Consider the following 19231-nt stretch of genomic DNA (forward strand, 5'->3'; position numbering starts at 1 on the left):
TGGCACCTCCTTACCACAGAGAGTTATCGGGATTGATTTTGCGCACGATTGCGTTGGCCGACAGCACCAGCACCAGACCGACAACCGACTGGTAAAAGCCTGTAGCCGCCGACATGCTTACATTGCCGACTTCCCGCAGCGCACGGTAGACATAGGTATCGATGATATCCGTAGAGCCATAGAGAAACCCGGAGTTGTTCGGTATAAAGTAATGCAGCCCGAAGTCACCGCGGAACATGTTGCCGATAGACAGAATCAGCATAATAATGATGATCGGTGCCATCAGCGGGATCGTGATTTTGAACGCCATCTGCCGCTTGGTCGCTCCGTCGATCCGCGCCGCCTCGTAATATTCGCTGTTAATGCCGATGATGCCGGCAAAATAAATCAGCGTGTTGAACCCGACCACTTTCCACAATTGAACCAGAATGAGGATTACCGGCCACGGTGCGGCATTCTGGTACCAGCTCACCGGCTCGAGACCGAAGGACTCCAGGGTGCGGTTGATAAAGCCATCGGAATGATTCAAAAAGGCATATGCTACATAACCCACCAGTACCCACGATAAAAAATGGGGCAGAAACAAGGCCGTCTGGTAGAACTTGCTCCACTTTGCCTTAATTTCGTTCATGAGTATTGCCAGCAGCAGCGCTGCTGAGGTGCCCACCAGAATGTAAGCGGTGTTATAAAGAACCGTATTGCGGGTAATCCGCCACGCTGTATCCGTGGTGAACAAATAACGGAAATTATCAAGCCCTACCCACTTGCTGCCGAAGATGCCGAGATCATAGCGGTAATTTTTAAAGGCGATAATCAGGCCGATCATAGGAATATAGGCAAAAATTAATTTGTACAATATTCCCGGCAGCGAGAGCAGGAACAGCTCCCGGTTGTTCTTGAAATGGTGAAGCTCTCTTCCGATCCACGTCTTCCTGCGTTTTCCCGGCGGCGCACCCGCATGTGCCCCTTGCTGAGTCAGTGAAACGTTCTTCAACATAGCCAAAGCCCCTTCCTTTCCTTCCTTAGCGGCTGCCTGTGTTCCAGGCTTTGCACGACTAACAATAGCGTGGAATACGGCTTTGGCGGTACTGTACAATTACAGGATTGCTGTACAGCCGGGCTGTATTGTTCACGGATTACTGTTCCGGCATGGCTGAACGCTGCAGCAGTACAGCAAAAGGCCCGCGAAATGAAAATCATTCATCTGCGGGCCCGGATTACGTATGAATTTTGATCTGTTTTATTTGCTGCGGTCTATGGCTGATTTCAGGCGGTACTCCTTAGGCGTCGTCCCGTAGCGGCGTTTGAACAGGCGGTAGAAATAACTCTCATTGCCAAACCCGACCTTCTCCATAATCTCCGTCACGGTTAAGTCCTTCTGCTCCAGGTACTCTTTGGCATAGGCCAGGCGTGCTGCATTGATCTGATCGACTACAGTCGTTCCTTCCTGTGTCTTGAACACCTGACCCAAATAAACGGAGCTCATCTTCAGCATGTCGGCGATCCGCTGCACATTGAGGTCTGGATCAGCGTAATGCTTGTCGATAATTTCCTTTACCGTTTCAGCCAGCAGCCGGTTCTTATCCTCGCGTCCGCTCCGGCGCTGGTCTGCAACCTCACGCACAACCTCCAGCAGAACAGCCTCAATCTCATCCAGTGTCTCTTTTTCAAGAATGCGCCGGTTAATGGCCTGCAGATTGACTGACACCGGATTGACGTTATGATTGTTCATTTCACCAAGCGTGTTGCTCAGTGTAACCGCCAGATGAAGCACCGCGGAGAACATATTTTCGAAGCTGAACCCCCCGATCAGTTCTCTCCAGCTGCGGATTGCCTGCTCCGTCTCCGCCAGATCCCCGCCTTTCAGTCCTTCTGTCAGCTGCCGTTCCAGCTCCTGCGGGATGCGCAGTGATTCATTCCGCTCATTCTCCCGGAGAAGATCAGGCTCAAGTACCGCTCCCTTGCCGTAAATCATCCGGTAGCCCAAATGGCGCACTGCCAGATTGTAATGCTGCGATATGCAGCGGTAGTCCGTGAATATTTCGCTCAGCGTAACCGTAAACGTAATGCGGTAATAGCCAAGAATGGTTTGTTGAAGCTCCTTGAAGCGCTCTCCCAGCTTTTCCAGTTTCCCCGTTTCGCCGCCGGCGATAAAGACAAGATGCCCGCTTTTCATATCCGCCGCTTCACAGGAACCTTCAAGGCGCAGCAGCTCCTGGCCGATATTGCCAATGGCAAAGTATAGCAGTGATTCCATCGGCAGTCCCGGGCCGGGAGCAAGTCCCTGCAGATCATCGATCTGTACCAGCGCCAGGCGGAGCGGCGACGGATAGGCAATATCAATCCCGTACTGCTCCCTGATCTGCAGAAATGCCCGTTCGTCTACACTGCCGCTGAGCCCGATCAGGCTCCGCAGCTGGTAGATCTTCGCTATATTGGATTGCGATGCCCGTTCCTGTTCCAGCCCCTTTAGCTTGCCGAGCATCTCGGTCACGTTGGCTGTAATCAGCGACAGCTCATCCTTCGCCTGCGGAGCGCCGCGCTCATCCTGCGGCACCAGCGTCAGCAGCTGGCCCACCGGCTTATAGAGCCGCAGCGAAAAGAACACGGACAGCATTACAGCAAGCAGCACTACAGACAGCGTTACTGCCAGTTCCGTCCACTTCATCTGCCGGACGCTGCCCAGTACGACATCATAATCCTGCATACTGACAATCTGCCAGTTATTCAGGGCTTTACTCAGATAAGTGACTTTATACTTTCTGTCTCCATACGTGTAGTTAAAAGAATCCAGCGGCGTGTCCGAGGAGGAGATCTGCGGCAGCAGATCCTGCTTAATATTAAGTCCGGCCGGAAGCTGTCCGTCAGTCGAAATAAGCACCTCACCCTCGCTGTCGGTGACGAAAAGCACATCATTTTCCCGCTCAGCCACATGATTAAGCGCTTTCATATTATCCAGCATCCATCCCGGCTTCACCGTCAAAATCAGCACATTGTCATTGATTGAACCCAGGGAATCTCCGTCATACATGAAAAAGGCAAATACATCGATTCCCTCGTCCTTGCCGTCAAGATCCAGGGGAATCAGCTGCAGCTTCGGCAAATCGGCCCGGGAGGTCATATAATCCTCTAAGGCATTGTAAAAGAGGCTGTTATCAATGTCATGATTCAGCGATGAGAAGAACCGGTGCTGTGCACCGTTATAAAAAACCGCAGCATGCAGATACGGGGAAGATGCCACCGTATGATTGAGGCGTTCGATCTTCAGAATGCTTTGCCTGTAATCCGCACCGGACTTCAGCGCAATCAGTTCTTCGTCATTGTACAGGGAAACCGCCAGATCCTTCACGATGCCATTCATGTTCTCAATGTTGTAATTCATTTGGGTCAGCAGCTTGCGGTCAGCTTCATTTTGCAGGCTAAGCACCTTACCGCGGGCACTGGTGTTCAAAACAAACGAAGCTACAGCCAGTATGGCGACAACAAGCATAAAGCTGAGCAAAATCCGCTGTAAATATTTGCGCGAGCGGATCGTCTGCAATACATTCATGGGTCCTCTCTCCCTGCTCTTCGGGTGACCTTAATATAATCCCGCGCGATTTTGCTTGTCAATCCTCGTTATCCTGTAACATCCTCCGGGAGTCTTTCTCATCTGGCCATGTACCCGGCTCTGCATGGAACAGCTCCCGCAGAAGTGTCTGCGCCATCACCCTGTGACCCGATGCATCCGGATGGATACCGTCACCGTAGGTATACGAGGCGTTAAGCGAGCGTTCCTGCCGGATATGCTCCAGCAGCGGAGTGCGCAGATCGATGATGCCGTCGGCGGGGCAGCTCCCCGATAACAGCCAGTCCGTATAACGCTCAAGTACACGGTCATAATCCCTGTAGGGCGCCAGATAGCTGAAACCGGACGCCTCCGCAGGCAGAAGCTGGCCGTTCATTGATTCGGCGTCGAACGGCGGCGGGGTCATCAGTACGACCTTGGCCCCGGCTTCACGGATCTGTGCACTCAGCCGCAGCATTCCTGCCCTATAGGCGGAGAACCGTGCTTCAGAGAAGGGATGGTAGATCCCGTCATTCATGCCATAGCACGCTACGACCACACCGGGAGATGCTTCCGCGAGTTCTTTTGCCAGACGTTCATGTACACAGGGCCGCGGGAACGGATGAGCCGCTTCGCTGAGGCCCGAGGCCGTCTCGCTGGGGACACCGCGTGCATCCAGTTCCACGGCCAGATCCGGACGGTGCTTCCTCAGCCATTCCCCGGCCAGATGGATATAGAGGCCGTCAGCTGTAATGCTGTCCCCGAGAAACAGAATCCGGAGATCCGCAGAATCTTTTATTACCTTATCAGTTATCTTATCAGTAAATAAATGCAGCATATTTCTCCCTCCAGTCGATCGCGCTGGTCCCTTGCCCGGCCGAAATCGGGCGGTACACCCGCAACCTAATGGTAGCGCCGCCTGCCCTTTTTCGCCTTGACGATATCGACCATCTTTAGCATAATATGGCCATGACAACCAAACTTTTTGCGCGGGACATCGGACTTGAACCCGGCTTCACCTTCAGAATCCAGAAATGTCCGCTGACCCATGACTACTATGTCCATAGCCATGACTTCTCCGAGCTCGTCGTCATTTTGTCAGGAAACGCGGTACATATTATCGAAGGGAGGGAGTATCCGGTTAGCGCCGGCCAGGTTTTTCTAATCCACAGCAATGTTTCCCACGGTTACAAGAATGTCGACGGCATCGAATATGTTAACGTGATGTTCCAGCCCGAGCAGCTGCTGCAGCAGTCCGAGCTCAGGCTGATGCCGGGTTTTCAGGCGCTGTTCTATATCGAGCCCTTCTACCGGAAGGAGATGTACTTCAAAGGCATGCTCACCCTTGATGCCGGACAGCTCCAGGAGGCTACACGGCTGCTGGATTGTATTCTGGGTGAGCATGACCATCAGCAGGAAGGGTATCGGCTTATGATCCGTACCTATTTCACCGCACTCGTAGGCATGCTGTCACGGTATTATCAGAACAGCAGCGGACGCGAGGATAACAAGGCGCTGCGGATCGGTGAGACGGTTACCTATATCGAGGAGCATTTTCTGCAGCCGATTACCCTGCAATCCATGGCAGATATGGCCTACATGTCAACCCGCCAGTTCCTGAGAGTCTTCACCCGCAACTATCAGACCACCCCTATGGATTATGTCATCCGCAAGCGGCTGGATTATTCCTGCACGCTGCTGCGGAGCCCCGACCTCTCCATATCCCAAGTGGCCATGGACAGCGGCTTCCACGACCAGAACTATTACTCCCGCCAGTTCCGCAAAGTATTTCACTGCACGCCCAGCGAATACCGCGAGAAAATACGGGATTCAGGGCAAGCATCCCCCGTCAATCCTTGAACCTCTCCGGACCGGCAGCGGACTCATCTCTCTGACGAAGCCGCCGCCGGTACACTCCGGGGGTTACCCCAAACCTTGCACGGAACAGACGCGTCAAGTAGTTGGGATCTTGAATGCCTACCCGTTCGGCAATTTCGGAAATGCCCAGCACCGTACCGCCCAGCAGTTTTTTGGCTTCTTCCAGGCGCAGGTGCAGCACGTACTGCAGCGGTGTTGTGCCGATATGCTGTTTCATGCATCTCGTAATATAATCTGCCTGGAAATGCAGCTCCTCCTCGAGCCCGGCAAGATTAAACGGCTGCCTCCAGTGAACGTTCAGATAGCTTGCTGCTGCCCGGGCAAGCCTGACCGCCGGCTCCGGCAGGGCAGTCCGCGCGCATTCCGCCTGCAATGCCGCCATCAGTCCGGCCAGCAGCAGATGGAGCCGGAGTGCATTTTCTGCGTTCAGCCGGCTGTGAATCTCGTTCATCTCATGCAGAATCGGCTCCAGTGCCTCTACATCGACATCGGCGAACTTCGGCATGTACAGGCGCTGCTGTGCCGAAGGCTCCTCATCCTCTACCGTACCTTTGGCCAGCAGCGACGGCCAGGGAATATCCTCCCGCCGGATATAAGCCGGCTTACAAGTGTGGATGAAGTGCACCCAGTAAATCTCTGTATCCTCTGCACAAGCTCTATGCCCGGCATGCGGCAGCCCCGCCTCCAGCACAAGCAGCTTACCCGGACCAATCTCATATTCCTTATCTTGTTCTGTCATATAGAGTGTTCCCCGCTTGACCAGCAGCAGATCGTACACTGCGAAGGTGCGGGCAAAATGCCGGTCTCCCGGCGACCAGACGGCATGTCCCACCGTGACGAACTGCGGCAGCGGCGGGATGGCGAATTCCAGGCACAGCACCGTATATCTCTCCTGTCCAAGTCGATTTTGTGCTATTCAAAGTCTATATTATCACTGGCTGCTCTGGCGGAAAAGAGGTACATTGACTGGGAATCCGCTTTACATCCAACCATATAAGGGGCTGTTTATCGATGCGTTTTCGTCAGGTTCATCTCGACTTCCATACTTCCGAAGCTATTCCCGGCATAGGACAGGAATTCTCCAAAGCCAATTTTCAAGCTATGCTGCGTACCGGGCATGTAGATTCAATCACTGTGTTCTCCAAATGCCATCACGGCTGGGCTTACCATCCCAGTGAAGCCAATGAAATGCATCCGCATCTCTCCTTTGACCTGCTGGGGGAAATGATCGCGGCGGCTCACGAGATCGGGGTCCGGACACCGGTATATTTGTCGGCTGGTCTTGATGAGAAGCTGGCGCGCCGCCATCCCGAGTGGCTGATCCGTGATGCAGAGGACCGGACCCGCTGGGTGAAGGACTTTATGACGCCGGGTTACCACGAGTTTTGCCTGGGCACACCTTATCTGGACATTTTACTGGCGCAAATCCATGAAGTCGTCTCCCGGTACGATGCAGACGGCATCTTTCTCGACATCGTCGGCGCCCGTAAATGCCGCTGCCAGTATTGTGTAGCCGCACTGCGGGCAGCCGGCCAGGACCCCCGCGACGAAACATCCGTAGTTGCCTTGGGGGAAGCGACTTATCTGAACTATGCGCGCCGCGTAAGGGAGACTATCGACGCCGTGAAGCCCGGTCTTCCGGTCTATCACAACAACGGTCATCAGCAGCGGGGCCGCCGTGATCTTGTCCATGTCAACAGCCATCTTGAACTGGAATCGCTCCCGACCGGAGGCTGGGGCTATGACCATTTCCCGCTGTCGGCACGGTACGCCCAGCCGCTGGGCATGGAATTTCTCGGCATGACCGGCAAATTCCATACGTCGTGGGGCGAATTCGGAGGCTACAAGCATCCGAACGCACTGCGGTTTGAGGCCGCACTCAGTCTCGCCCACGGCGCCAAATGCTCCATCGGCGACCAGCTTCACCCTTCAGGCCGGATGGACGAAGCAACCTACGCCTTGATCGGCGCTGCCTACGCCGAGGTAGAAGCGAAGGAGCCTTGGTGCAGCGGGGTAGAATCAGTTGCCGACATCGCGGTCCTGTCCCTGGAAGCGGCGCGTGAGGCCTGTCCCGGCGGTCACGAACTGAAGGGGCAGCGCAATCTGGCCGATGCCGGTGTCGTGCGCATGCTGACTGAAGGCCACTACCTGTTCGACATCGTGGATATGTCCAGTGATTTCACCGCCTACAAGGTGCTGATTCTGCCGGACGAGGTGCCGGTATGGCCGGAACTGGCCGGCGCCATAGAAACCTTTACGGCAGGAGGCGGCAAGGTGCTGGCCACAGGGCGTTCGGGTCTAAACATGGCCGGGGATGCTTTTGCGCTAAACCTCGGAATCAACTGGCTGGGAGTTAATCCGTACCGGCCATCTTATTTCCGTCCGCATTTCACTCCCGGTGCCCTGCTGCCCGCTTCCTATGTGATGTACAGCGAGGGCCAGCTAGTGGAACTTAAAGGCGGTCATTCACTGGGCCACTTGGAGAATCCGTATTTCAACCGTGATGTCTTCACCTTTTGTTCGCATCAGCACACCCCCGGTACCAGAGAAGACAAGGGTCCAGGCATGGTCGAGAGTGAAGACGGAATCTATATTGCCTGGGAGGTGTTCAGCGATTATGCGGATGGCGGACATCTCATCCTGAAAGAGATGGTGCTCCACGCCCTTTCCCGGCTGCTTCCGCAGCCAGCCCTGAGTACCAGTCTGCCGGCCCGGGGAATAACGACCCTGCAGTACCAGCAGGCAGAGCGGCGCTATGTGAACCATCTGCTCTATGCCGCTCCCGTACTCAAAGGCCGCATTGAAGTCATTGAAGACATCGTGCCGCTGCGGGACATTTCCGTCAGTCTGCGTCTCCCCACCGCTGCCCCCGTCCATCGAGTCTATCTTGCCCCGTCAATGACAGCGCTGCCGTTTACGGCCGGCCAGGAGGGTGAACTCTCGTATACGGTTCCCTACCTGGAGAATCACCAGATGGCAGTGATAGAGCTGGCGTAGCCAAAATACTTGCGGGTGAGCCCGTAGATATATAAAAATAAGGGACGTCGCAGCAGCCTCCGGCTTCTGTAACCTCCCTTTTTTTAATCCGCTATCCGCGTATCAACCCCTTCTAACTGGGTATCTATTACCGTTCGCCCGTAACGAATCTCAGTTGTTATCCTCCGGTTTTATAACACCCTTTTTGATGATTATATTTCCGTATAACGCCTCTTCACCCGTAATTACAATGGCATAACTCTGCCTGGAGCGGTTATAGAACGCAAAGCGTTCCTCGTATTCGATGGTTGCCGCCTCATCATGTTTGGCGATAATGTCTTCATAGGTAGACCAGATCACCGGTACCGTGTTGTCACCTTCAACCACAGCCATGAACGCCGCCTGGTGCGCCGCATAATGATCCAGGGGAAGCAGTTCAAGGATCGCATCCAGCAGCCGGGGAATCCCGATGCCATCGTATCTCAACACTCTGGAATGCAGTGCATGCCCCGGGTAATTGGCGTCTGCCAGCACAAGCTCATCCCCATGGCCCATCTCCATCAGTACAAGAATCAGTTCGGGGGACAGGAGCTTCGGTATTTTCTTCAGCATGTTGTTCCTCCTAGAGCCGGGCTACATTCCATAAAATGATCTTAAAGCAACAAGCTCATCAATACGGTTCTGGGGCAATTCCCGTTCACCGTTAATCATTCGTGTAATAAACGTCAGCTTAGCTGTATATTCGAGCCTTTCCATGTTCAGGTAGGCGCTCATTACATCCTTGCCCCAGGTCAATGCACCGTGACTCTCCAGAAGGACTGCTGTTTTCTTGCCCAGAAAAGGGATCAGCGAATCCGGGATTTCTTCCGTTGAAGGTGTCCCGTACTCTGCCAGTGGAATATCCCCCATGGCAATCACAGACTCAGGCATCATCATCTTGTCCAGGCTCTCGCCTTTGATGGCAAAGGCAGTTGCATAAGGAGGATGCGCATGAACTACGCCTTTCATCTCAGGCAGCTCATTATAAATCTTAAGGTGCATTTTTACTTCAGTAGACGGACGGTAGCCTTCCGCAGCTTCAAGAATCTCCCCCTGCAGATTAACCTTTACGAGCATATGCGGCTTTAGATACCCTTTGCTGACTCCGGTCGGTGAAGTAAGAATCTCTGTTTCCGATAGGCGCGCAGAAATGTTGCCGTCATTAGCGGCTATAAAATCCTTGTTAAACAGATTTCTGCCTATATCACAAATTTGCAGCCGCAATTCCTCTTCAGTATGATTCATGGTTACTCTCCTTTATTTAATGAATGATTTATAAAGCCGGATAATAACTGGAAAGCGTACAGGAGCGTGCCACAAGTTCTCTGACCTCAGAGGTATGAACTGCTCCCAAGGCCGTTAATTGAACCGCAATATTCCCGATCGCACTCGCTTCTACAGGTCCAGCGACAATTTCCTTGCCGGTAGCGTCTGCCGTAAGCTGGCATAGAAGAACATTCTGGATCCCTCCGCCAACCATATGAATTCTCCGGATGATCTGTCCGCTTAGCGCTTCCAGCTCCTTAATCGTCTCTGCGTATGAGAAGGCCAGACTGTTCAGAATCGTTAGAATGATCTCTGCCTTTGTCTGCGGCGGTGTCTGCCCGGTCCGGGTACAATACGCCTCTATCCGTCCCGGCATATCGCCAGGTGTACTGAAGAGCACATCATTCGGATTAATAACCGGTGCAGCATACGCTGTCCTATGAACACTCTGTGCAAGCAGGGCAGCCTCCTGATGAGACACCGGTTCACCCGCATCTGCCCAGCCCCGCTGCGTTTCCTGCAAAATCCACAGCCCTGTAATATTCTTCAGCAGACGATTGCTGCCCCCATAGCAGCTTTCATTGGTAAACCCGTATTCACGGGCCAGCTCCGTAATTACCGGCCGCTCACTCTCCATTCCCACCAGGGACCATGTTCCACAGCTGATAAACGCGGCATCCGGTTTGGATATATAGGGGATTGAGGCCACCGCAGAAGCCGTGTCATGTGAAGCTCCGGCTATCACCTTGAGCGGACCTATGCCAAGCTCTTCCTGCAGGGCAGGCAGTACAGAGCCGATGACCGTGCCAGCCTGAACCCGTGCAGGAATCAGTTCAACCGGGAGACCCAGCCTGTTCAGTACCTCCTGGGAAGGTCCAGCTTCCCCTGCGGCCAGCAGGCCGCTTGTACTCCAAATCGTCTGCTCCGCCACACCAACACCCGAGAACAGGTAATGGAACAAGTCAGGCATCATCAGCATTTTGTCCGCAGTCTCTCTTAGCCAAGGGCTGATTCGCAGATCGGCAAACAGCTGATATACTGTATTGATTCTGGCTGATTGGTTGCCTGTTAACCGAAACTGATCTTCCGGCGGCAATAGGGACTCAAGGATGCCCGCACTGGCAGCTGTTCTCTGATCCCTGTAATGGTGCGGCGAATACAGCAGCTGTCCTTGGCTGTCAATGTAGCCGTAATCGACCCCCCATGTATCTACGCTTAAAGCCGTCAATGCACCCTGAGCCTTAGCGGCTTTCCGTATGCCCTGCTTCATTTCGTGAAAAATCCTCAGAACATCCCAGTATAGATGTCCGCCCGCCTGCACCGGCTGATTAGCGAAACGGTGAATTTCTTCCAGGTGAATACTCTCACCGTCATACACGCCCAGCATAACCCTGCCGGAGCTTGCCCCCAGATCCATCGCCAGCAAATTTATAGCATCGCTCATATTAACCGCACCTGCTTCATTTGAGGAATTAATACAGCGGCCCGAAGTTCCGGCAGGCTCTGTAATCCGCACTCTCCAGATCCTCTGTACCGAATAATGACCATACCCGCGGTCTGAAAATACGTGACTCTTCCACATTGTGCATACTGACTGGAATCCGCAGAATAGATGCAAGCGTGATCAGATCTGCGCCGATATGCCCGTAGCTTATGGCTCCATGGTTGGCTCCCCAATTGTTCATGACATCGTAAACAGATTTAAATGAGCCCTGATTCGTCAGCTTCGGCGCAAACCAGGTTGTTGGCCATGTCGGATCAGTCCGTTCATCCAGCGTCTTATGAACAGCTTCGGGTAATTCCACGGTGAAACCCTCTACAAGCTGAAGTACAGGACCGAGTCCCTTAACCAAGTTGAGACGGGCCATTGTAACAGGCATTCCGCCTTTTGTCAGATAATCTGTAGAGAAGCCTCCCCCCCGGAAATATTCCTGCGATGCAGCGCGGAAACGGGTCTGTGCGATACAGCTATCCGCTTCTTCATCCGTAATCTCCCAGAAAGGCTTAATCGCCGGCTTTCCATCAATACTCTGCTCACCTGTTCCATCCAGCGCCGCGGAGCCGGAGTTAATCAGATGCAATAGGCCGTTTGCCGCGTCTCCCTCCAGCGTATATCCGGTTACACGCTCTACAGCGGCAGGGCTCCAGTACGTGCGGACATCGGCGAAGATTTGCGCGGTATTCGTGAGCAGATAATTGAACAGCATGGTTACGCCATTCAAGCTGTCATTTTCAGTTGCCACAATGTACGGTGCACGTCTGCCGTTCCAGTCAAAGGAAGAGTTCAGCAGGGTCTCCATGAAATCCCCGTTCGGAAAATGATCCGTCCAATGCCGCTGGCCCTGGAAGCCGCCGACAAGTGCATTATGCCCGTTCGCCTCTTCCTCGAAGCCAAGCTCAGCCAGCTTAGGATTACCGACCATGAGGTCGCGCGCAATGAGGGTCATTTTCACACATGTCTCCCATTGCTTTTCCTTTTCCCCATCGCTGATTTGCAGCTCCGGCGGGTTATTATCTGCTCCGATCCGGCAATTCTCCTTGACCCAGGCCAGTGCGTGCTCAAACTCTGCTTGATCATAGATTTCTTCCTCAAACCGGCGGACAAATTCAGACATATCCACATACTCATTGCGCATGCCGAGATAATCCTGGAAAAACTGCTCGTTAACTATCGAACCCGCGATCCCCATGGAGACGGAGCCCATCGACAAATAGGATTTCCCCTTCATCAACGCTACCGCCAGAGCAGATTTGGCAAACTGCAGCAGCTTGGCCTGCACATCCGCCGGTATCTCTTCGCTGCCGGAATCCTGAACATCCTCACCGTATATCCCGAAAGCCGGAATTCCTTTTTGTGCATAGGCAGACAATACCGCAGCCAGATATACCGCACCCGGACGCTCCGTTCCATTAAACCCCCATACTGCATGAGGAATAGTGGCATCCATATCCATGGTTTCCGAACCATAACACCAGCACGGGGTTACAGTAATAGACACTCCAACATTCTCACTTGCAAACTTCTGTGCGGCAGCCGCGGCTTCCTTAACACCGCCGATTGTAGAATCAGCGATAACACACTCTACCTGAGAACCATCCGGATAAAAAAGCTTTTCTTCCAGAAATTCAGCCACACGCTGCGCCATGCCCATCGTTTGGACCTCCAGCGATTCGCGGACACCGCGTCTTCTGCCATCAATGGTGGGCCGGATACCAATCTTCGGATAATTTGTTGCCACTGCTGTTCCTCCTCATAATAAGTGGTTGAATATTGCGGCAAATCCATTTAGAAAAAAATCAATCCTGCGAATAAAGCGCTATCATTAATGTTTTGGGACTGATTAAATGAAGTTCATGTTAATAATAGAATCCAAATTCAACGAAGTCAACAACAAACCACATAATATTCTTATATTTTTGTGGTTTAATGTGATATTATCAAAAAATAGTGTGGAGTTTATGTTGATTTCTGACTATCTCTTAGTAAATTGTAGTACACTATGAATATTAAATGATTAATAATTAAAGGTGGATAATACATGAAGGCATTTGAACGGCGGGACCTCATTATTAACGAGCTTTATAGACATAAAAAAGTGCATGTCGCTGACCTCGCCCAAAAATTCCAGGTATCCGAAGAGACGATCCGGCGCGATCTAGACAAACTCGATAAAGAAGGACTGGCCAAAAAGAATTACGGCGGCGCCATTTTGAATGCGCATACCAATGAAGATCCTTCCTATGCAAGCAGACACCAGATTAATCTTGAAGCTAAAGGCATTATTGCCGCCAATGTACTGGACTTGATTAATGACGGGGACAGTCTGATGACCGATACCAGTACAACAGCTTTTGAAGCCTTACGTAAAATTACCGAAGCCAAACAGAATCTAACGATAATCACCAACTCATTGGCTGTGTTGTCCGAGTTCCAGCATTCCGGTCACAAGCTCATCTCCACCGGCGGTACTTTAGGTCCTGAAACCAGCTCCTTCGTTGGCCCCACAGCTTCCCAGTCCATACAAAAGTACAATGTGGATGTAGCTCTATTCAGCTGTAAAGCGCTGTCTATGACCGGAGGCCTCAGTGATTCCAACGAAGAAGAGAGCGAACTAAAAATTCTAATGCAAAAGCAGGCCAGTAAGGTCGTGCTGCTCGTAGACCATTCCAAATTTGACCGTATCGCCTTCATTAAGCTCTTCAGCTTTGATAAGGTCGATTACATTGTGACCGATCAGAAGCCTTCGGAAGAATGGATCGCTTTTCTGAATACCTATCAGGTATCCGTTCTCTACAGTTCTGAGATGTAAACTATTCTTCACCAGGAAGGGGGTGAGTCCTACAATGGGATCGATAAGTTTGGCTGCTTATCATGCTCCCCAGTGGTTTCCATTCGTTCTTATCGCTGTCGGAGCCTGTCTTATAGTGCTGTTGTGGATGGTATTCAAAAAGCTCCAATAGCAGAATTCTTATCCCTAATTTCGACAGCGCTTTCATTAATAAATATGCACATCCCCCTATTCCACCAGGTCCACGCACCTAAGGAGGTCTATAGCTTTTCGCAGTCTTTCTGTACCCGGAGGTACACATTGTGATAAATATAAAAACAGGCTTACAAAATCGCCCGAAAGCAAATTGTAAGCCTGTGTCTGATAATACCGGCGAGAGGACTCGAACCTCCACGGTTTCCCACTCGATTTTGAGTCGAGCGCGTCTGCCATTCCGCCACGCCGGCATAAATTTAATTGTTATTTAAAATAATGGCGCGCCCTGAGAGATTCGAACTCCCGACCTTTTGATTCGTAGTCAAACGCTCTATCCAGCTGAGCTAAGGGCGCAAATAATGGAGCGGACGACGGGAATCGAACCCGCGACCCTCGCCTTGGCAAGGCGATGCTCTACCGCTGAGCCACGTCCGCACACGGTATGTATTCTTATAACACTGTGGGATTCATATCCCTGAAGCCAACTAAATGGCGGAACCGACGGGATTCGAACCCGCGATCTCCTGCGTGACAGGCAGGCATGTTAGGCCAACTACACCACGGTTCCAAATTGGTTGCGGGGGCAGGATTTGAACCTGCGGCCTTCGGGTTATGAGCCCGACGAGCTACCGGGCTGCTCCACCCCGCGTCAGTAAAAGTATTATCTTCCTCAATGGTTCATCTGGTGGAGGCTGAGGGGTTCGAACCCCCGACCCTCTGCTTGTAAGGCAGATGCTCTCCCAGCTGAGCTAAGCCTCCATTGAAAGAAGCAACTTAATGATCTTATCACACATCCCTTATAAAAGCAATCTTTATTAAGGAAAATGGTGACCCGTATGGGATTCGAACCCATGTTACCTCCGTGAAAGGGAGGTGTCTTAACCCCTTGACCAACGGGCCATATCATCAATGTCGTTTGTGACAACAAAAAATATTATACCAATTATTCTGTAAAATAGCAATACTATATTTACCTATTTTTTATCTATGTACTCTGAGGCCATCCTAAAGAAGACAAAACGGCCTCAGAGACCTCTTCTACGCTTAATGCCTCCGTATCTAGATGCCGCTGGAATAACGCCTGTTGTAGCCCGCTAAGGCATCTGTCGATCTGCTGCGCAGCCCAAGAGTCCTCTCTCTCGCCACGGCTCCTAAGCCGCTTTAACAGGGTCTTCCGGGAAGCACATAAGGTGAAATGATGAACTGTAATTTCTTCATTTTGCAGCCTGCCTGTCAATTCCCTAAAATAAGCTGCTTCTACAATCGTCATGGGTACGATAATCGTGCCGTTATATTCAGAATCAATGTGCTTTAACATCGCATAATTGATTTCACGCCAAAGCGGATAATCCTGAAAATCATTTTTGAGCATACCTGTCGGTACATTTTGACTAATATATTCCCCAGCATTCTCAGGATCAAATATAAAGGAATTTTCTATTCTACGGTTCAGCTCTACAGCAGTTTGTGTCTTTCCGGAACCAAAAGCTCCATTTATCCAAATAATCAACAACATCCCTCCCGTGATTATTCATAACTCCCAGTATAACTAATCCGTAAAACGAACAAAAGACCCCTGCTGATAGTATCAACAGGGGTCTTAAGTGCTTGGCGGCGTCCTACTCTCCCAGGACCCTTCGGTCCAAGTACCATCGGCGCTGGAAGGCTTAACGGTCGTGTTCGGGATGGGTACGCGTGGAACCCTTCCGCTATCGCCACCAAACGGGCATTTACAGCGTAAATGCGTATTCAGGTCTCAGCATCGCCAAATGCTGAATATCAATTCTTTATCAATCAACCGCTAGGGTCTCATGAATCAGAACTTGATTCCTGAAAACTGAATCCGAAACGAATCTGCATTCTTCGAAATTTGGATAAGCCCTCGACCGATTAGTATTGGTCAGCTCCATGCATTACTGCACTTCCACCTCCAACCTATCTACCTCGTCGTCTTCAAGGGGTCTTACTAATTGGGAAATCTCATCTTGAGGGGGGCTTCACGCTTAGATGCTTTCAGCGCTTATCCCGTCCGTACGTAGCTACCCAGCCATGCTTCTGGCGAAACAACTGGTGCACCAGCGGTACGTCCATCCCGGTCCTCTCGTACTAAGGACAGCTCCTCTCAAATTTCCTGCGCCCACGACAGATAGGGACCGAACTGTCTCACGACGTTCTGAACCCAGCTCGCGTACCGCTTTAATGGGCGAACAGCCCAACCCTTGGGACCTACTTCAGCCCCAGGATGCGATGAGCCGACATCGAGGTGCCAAACCTCCCCGTCGATGTGGACTCTTGGGGGAGATAAGCCTGTTATCCCCAGGGTAGCTTTTATCCGTTGAGCGATGGCCCTTCCATGCGGTACCACCGGATCACTAAGTCCGACTTTCGTCCCTGCTCGACTTGTAGGTCTCGCAGTCAAGCTCCCTTATGCCTTTGCACTCTTCGAATGATTTCCAACCATTCTGAGGGAACCTTTGAACGCCTCCGTTACTCTTTAGGAGGCGACCGCCCCAGTCAAACTGCCCGCCTGACACGGTCCCCGTACCCGCTTAGGGTACCAGGTTAGAACCTAGATACGATCAGGGTGGTATCCCAACGGCGCCTCCGCAGAAGCTTGCGCTCCTGCCTCTACGGCTCCCACCTATCCTGTACAGATCGTACCCAAATTCAATATCAAGCTGCAGTAAAGCTCCATGGGGTCTTTCCGTCTTGTCGCGGGTAACCTGCATCTTCACAGGTATTAAAATTTCACCGGATCTCTCGTTGAGACAGCGCCCAAGTCGTTACGCCATTCGTGCGGGTCAGAATTTACCTGACAAGGAATTTCGCTACCTTAGGACCGTTATAGTTACGGCCGCCGTTTACTGGGGCTTCGGTTCATAGCTTCGGGTTGCCCCTAACCACTCCCCTTAACCTTCCAGCACCGGGCAGGCGTCAGCCCGTATACTTCGCCTTGCGGCTTCGCACAGACCTGTGTTTTTGCTAAACAGTCGCTTGGGCCTTTTCACTGCGGCCCCCTCGGGCTATTCACCCTACCGAGGCACCCCTTCTCCCGAAGTTACGGGGTCATTTTGCCGAGTTCCTTAACGAGAGTTCTTCCGCGCGCCTTAGAATTCTCTTCTCGCCTACCTGTGTCGGTTTGCGGTACGGGCACCTTCTCCTGGCTAGAGGCTTTTCTTGGCAGTGTGAGATCATGACCTTCGCTACTATAATTTTCGCTCCCCATCACAGCCCAGCCTTACGATGTGCGGATTTGCCTACACACCAGCCTCACTGCTTAGACGGACATCCATCAGTCCGCGTCACTACCCTCCTGCGTCACCCCATCGCTCATAGCGGATTACGGTGGTACAGTAATTTCAAACTGTTGTCCTTCGACTACGCCTTTCGGCCTCGCCTTAGGTCCCGACTTACCCTGAGCGGACGAGCCTTCCTCAGGAAACCTTGGGCTTTCGGCGGATCAGATTCTCACTGATCTTTTCGTTACTCATACCGGCATTCTCACTTGTATGCTGTCCAGCGCTCCTTACGGTACACCTTCAACCCACATACAACGCTCCCCTACCCCAGATACATACGTATCTAGCCATAGCTTCGGTGGTGTGTTTAGCCCCGTTACATTTTCGGCGCAGAGTCACTCGACCAGTGAGCTATTACGCACTCTTTCAATGGTGGCTGCTTCTAAGCCAACATCCTGGTTGTCTGTGCAACTCCACATCCTTTCCCACTTAACACACACTTGGGGACCTTAGCTGATGGTCTGGGCTGTTTCCCTTTTGACAATGGATCTTAGCACTCACTGTCTGACTCCCGGCAAGAAGTTAATGGCATTCGGAGTTTGACTGAGCTTGGTAACCCTTGCGGGCCCCGCACCCAATCAGTGCTCTACCTCCACCACTCCATTCACCGAGGCTAGCCCTAAAGCTATTTCGGGGAGAACCAGCTATCTCCGAGTTCGATTGGAATTTCTCCGCTACCCCCACCTCATCCCCGTATTTTTCAACATACGTGGGTTCGGGCCTCCAGTGCGTGTTACCGCACCTTCACCCTGGACAGGGGTAGATCACACGGTTTCGGGTCTACGTCCACATACTAAATCGCCCTATTCAGACTCGCTTTCGCTGCGGCTCCGGCTTCTCACCTTAACCTTGCATGTTAAACGTAACTCGCCGGTTCATTCTACAAAAGGCACGCCATCACCCATAGATCGGGCTCTGACTTTTTGTAAGCACACGGTTTCAGGTTCTATTTCACTCCCCTTCCGGGGTGCTTTTCACCTTTCCCTCACGGTACTGTTTCACTATCGGTCGCCAGGTAGTATTTAGCCTTAGCAGATGGTCCTGCTGGATTCATACGGGGTTTCACGTGCCCCGCACTACTCGGGATCCGTCTCGGAGAGAACACAGTTTAGGTTACAGGGCTTTTACCTCTATCGCGGGCCTTTCCAGACCTCTTCACCTACCATATTCCTTTGTAACTCCATGTGAGACGTCCCACAACCCCAAGGGGCAAGCCCCTTGGTTTAGGCTGTTCCGCGTTCGCTCGCCGCTACTGACGGAATCACTATTGTTTTCTCTTCCTCAGGGTACTTAGATGTTTCAGTTCCCCTGGTCTGCCTCTACACACCCTATGTATTCAGATGTGAGTAACTGCGAATTACCACAGCTGGGTTTCCCCATTCGGACACCCCCGGATCAAAGCTTGCTTACAGCTCCCCGAGGCAGTTTCGTTGTTCGCCACGTCCTTCGTCGGCTCCTGGCGCCTAGGCATCCTCCGTGTGCTCTTATTAGCTTAACCTCGATTTTCTCCGGAGGAGAAATATCGGACCATTGAATAAATTCAAGATCTTCATTTCCTTCACAGAAAAATTCGTATCAACTAATAACTATTTCAACTTGCTTACACAAGTTTCAGCTAAAAGATGTTCTAAAACGCAAATTCGTTTCGGTATCCAGTTTTCAAGGATCAAGGTACTGCTGAGAGCTTAAACTCTCAAAACTGACCAACGAGTGAGTAACTAACCGACCGGTTAGATTTAAGC

Annotated in this window: 12 protein-coding genes, 7 tRNA genes and 2 rRNA genes; 3 read left to right on the forward strand and 18 right to left on the reverse strand. The window is 51.9% G+C overall.

Features of this window, described 5'->3' with window-relative positions; translation table 11 throughout:
- Window positions 1-10: 10 nt before the first annotated feature.
- From QU597_RS22255 to QU597_RS22265, 3 genes are all read right to left on the reverse strand, one after another.
- Window positions 11-997 (reverse strand): ABC transporter permease, encoded by a 987-nt coding sequence (locus tag QU597_RS22255; RefSeq protein WP_310829867.1) that lies wholly within the window; start codon window positions 995-997, stop codon window positions 11-13.
- Between the two features lie 243 nt (window positions 998-1240).
- Window positions 1241-3550, reverse strand: a complete 2310-nt coding sequence (locus QU597_RS22260) for a helix-turn-helix domain-containing protein (RefSeq protein ID WP_310829868.1) — start codon at window positions 3548-3550, stop codon at window positions 1241-1243.
- 58 nt (window positions 3551-3608) lie between these two features.
- Window positions 3609-4385, reverse strand: coding sequence for a DUF459 domain-containing protein (locus QU597_RS22265; protein WP_310829869.1), 777 nt, complete (start codon window positions 4383-4385; stop codon window positions 3609-3611).
- Window positions 4386-4516: 131 nt separating this feature from the next.
- Between QU597_RS22265 and QU597_RS22270 the strand changes: the two genes are divergently transcribed.
- Window positions 4517-5407, forward strand: coding sequence for a helix-turn-helix domain-containing protein (locus QU597_RS22270; RefSeq protein ID WP_310829870.1), 891 nt, complete (start codon window positions 4517-4519; stop codon window positions 5405-5407).
- On the opposite strand, the gene QU597_RS22275 is transcribed toward QU597_RS22270, so the two are convergent.
- On the reverse strand, window positions 5397-6305 hold the full coding sequence (locus QU597_RS22275) for an AraC family transcriptional regulator (RefSeq protein ID WP_310829871.1): 909 nt from the start codon (window positions 6303-6305) through the stop codon (window positions 5397-5399). The genes QU597_RS22270 and QU597_RS22275 overlap by 11 nt on opposite strands.
- A gap of 131 nt (window positions 6306-6436) precedes the next feature.
- Between QU597_RS22275 and QU597_RS22280 the strand changes: the two genes are divergently transcribed.
- Entirely contained in the window at window positions 6437-8422 is a 1986-nt protein-coding gene (locus QU597_RS22280) for a beta-galactosidase trimerization domain-containing protein (protein WP_310829872.1), read from the forward strand.
- A gap of 150 nt (window positions 8423-8572) precedes the next feature.
- Here QU597_RS22280 and fucU read toward each other — a convergent pair whose 3' ends face one another.
- Genes fucU through QU597_RS22300 form a run of 4 tightly spaced genes read right to left on the reverse strand, consistent with a single transcriptional unit; the run spans window position 8573 to window position 12945 of the window.
- A complete protein-coding gene (gene fucU / locus QU597_RS22285; RefSeq protein ID WP_310829873.1) occupies window positions 8573-9013 on the reverse strand; it encodes an L-fucose mutarotase in 441 nt (146 codons plus the stop codon).
- A gap of 21 nt (window positions 9014-9034) precedes the next feature.
- Window positions 9035-9685 carry a class II aldolase/adducin family protein gene (locus QU597_RS22290; RefSeq protein WP_206101659.1) on the reverse strand — a complete coding sequence of 217 codons (651 nt, stop codon included), beginning with the start codon at window positions 9683-9685 and terminating at the stop codon, window positions 9035-9037.
- A gap of 28 nt (window positions 9686-9713) precedes the next feature.
- Window positions 9714-11150 carry a rhamnulokinase gene (locus QU597_RS22295; RefSeq protein ID WP_310829874.1) on the reverse strand — a complete coding sequence of 479 codons (1437 nt, stop codon included), beginning with the start codon at window positions 11148-11150 and terminating at the stop codon, window positions 9714-9716.
- A gap of 28 nt (window positions 11151-11178) precedes the next feature.
- Window positions 11179-12945: an L-fucose isomerase gene (locus tag QU597_RS22300; protein WP_310829875.1), complete on the reverse strand. Its 1767-nt coding sequence runs from the start codon at window positions 12943-12945 to the stop codon at window positions 11179-11181.
- A gap of 300 nt (window positions 12946-13245) precedes the next feature.
- Here QU597_RS22300 and QU597_RS22305 point away from each other — a divergent pair, with 300 nt between their 5' ends.
- On the forward strand, window positions 13246-14016 hold the full coding sequence (locus QU597_RS22305; RefSeq protein ID WP_310829876.1) for a DeoR/GlpR family DNA-binding transcription regulator: 771 nt from the start codon (window positions 13246-13248) through the stop codon (window positions 14014-14016).
- Window positions 14017-14362: 346 nt separating this feature from the next.
- Here QU597_RS22305 and QU597_RS22310 read toward each other — a convergent pair.
- The 10 genes from QU597_RS22310 to QU597_RS22355 form a co-directional block, all read right to left on the reverse strand.
- Window positions 14363-14441 (reverse strand) — tRNA-Leu (locus QU597_RS22310).
- A gap of 26 nt (window positions 14442-14467) precedes the next feature.
- A tRNA-Arg gene (locus QU597_RS22315) sits at window positions 14468-14544 on the reverse strand.
- A gap of 6 nt (window positions 14545-14550) precedes the next feature.
- Window positions 14551-14625, reverse strand: a tRNA-Gly gene (locus QU597_RS22320).
- Window positions 14626-14680: 55 nt separating this feature from the next.
- A tRNA-Asp gene (locus QU597_RS22325) sits at window positions 14681-14758 on the reverse strand.
- A 4-nt stretch (window positions 14759-14762) separates the two neighbouring features.
- Window positions 14763-14839 (reverse strand) — tRNA-Met (locus tag QU597_RS22330).
- Window positions 14840-14873: 34 nt separating this feature from the next.
- Window positions 14874-14949, reverse strand: a tRNA-Val gene (locus tag QU597_RS22335).
- 66 nt (window positions 14950-15015) lie between these two features.
- A tRNA-Glu gene (locus tag QU597_RS22340) sits at window positions 15016-15090 on the reverse strand.
- An 85-nt stretch (window positions 15091-15175) separates the two neighbouring features.
- Window positions 15176-15700 carry an ATP-binding protein gene (locus tag QU597_RS22345; RefSeq protein WP_310829877.1) on the reverse strand — a complete coding sequence of 175 codons (525 nt, stop codon included), beginning with the start codon at window positions 15698-15700 and terminating at the stop codon, window positions 15176-15178.
- 96 nt (window positions 15701-15796) lie between these two features.
- Window positions 15797-15913 (reverse strand): 5S ribosomal RNA (gene rrf, locus QU597_RS22350).
- Between the two features lie 147 nt (window positions 15914-16060).
- Window positions 16061-18987 (reverse strand): 23S ribosomal RNA (locus QU597_RS22355).
- Between the last annotated feature and the right edge of the window lie 244 nt (window positions 18988-19231).

Source organism: Paenibacillus pedocola (genome assembly GCF_031599675.1).
In the GTDB taxonomy this organism is placed as follows: domain Bacteria; phylum Bacillota; class Bacilli; order Paenibacillales; family Paenibacillaceae; genus Paenibacillus_AQ; species Paenibacillus_AQ pedocola.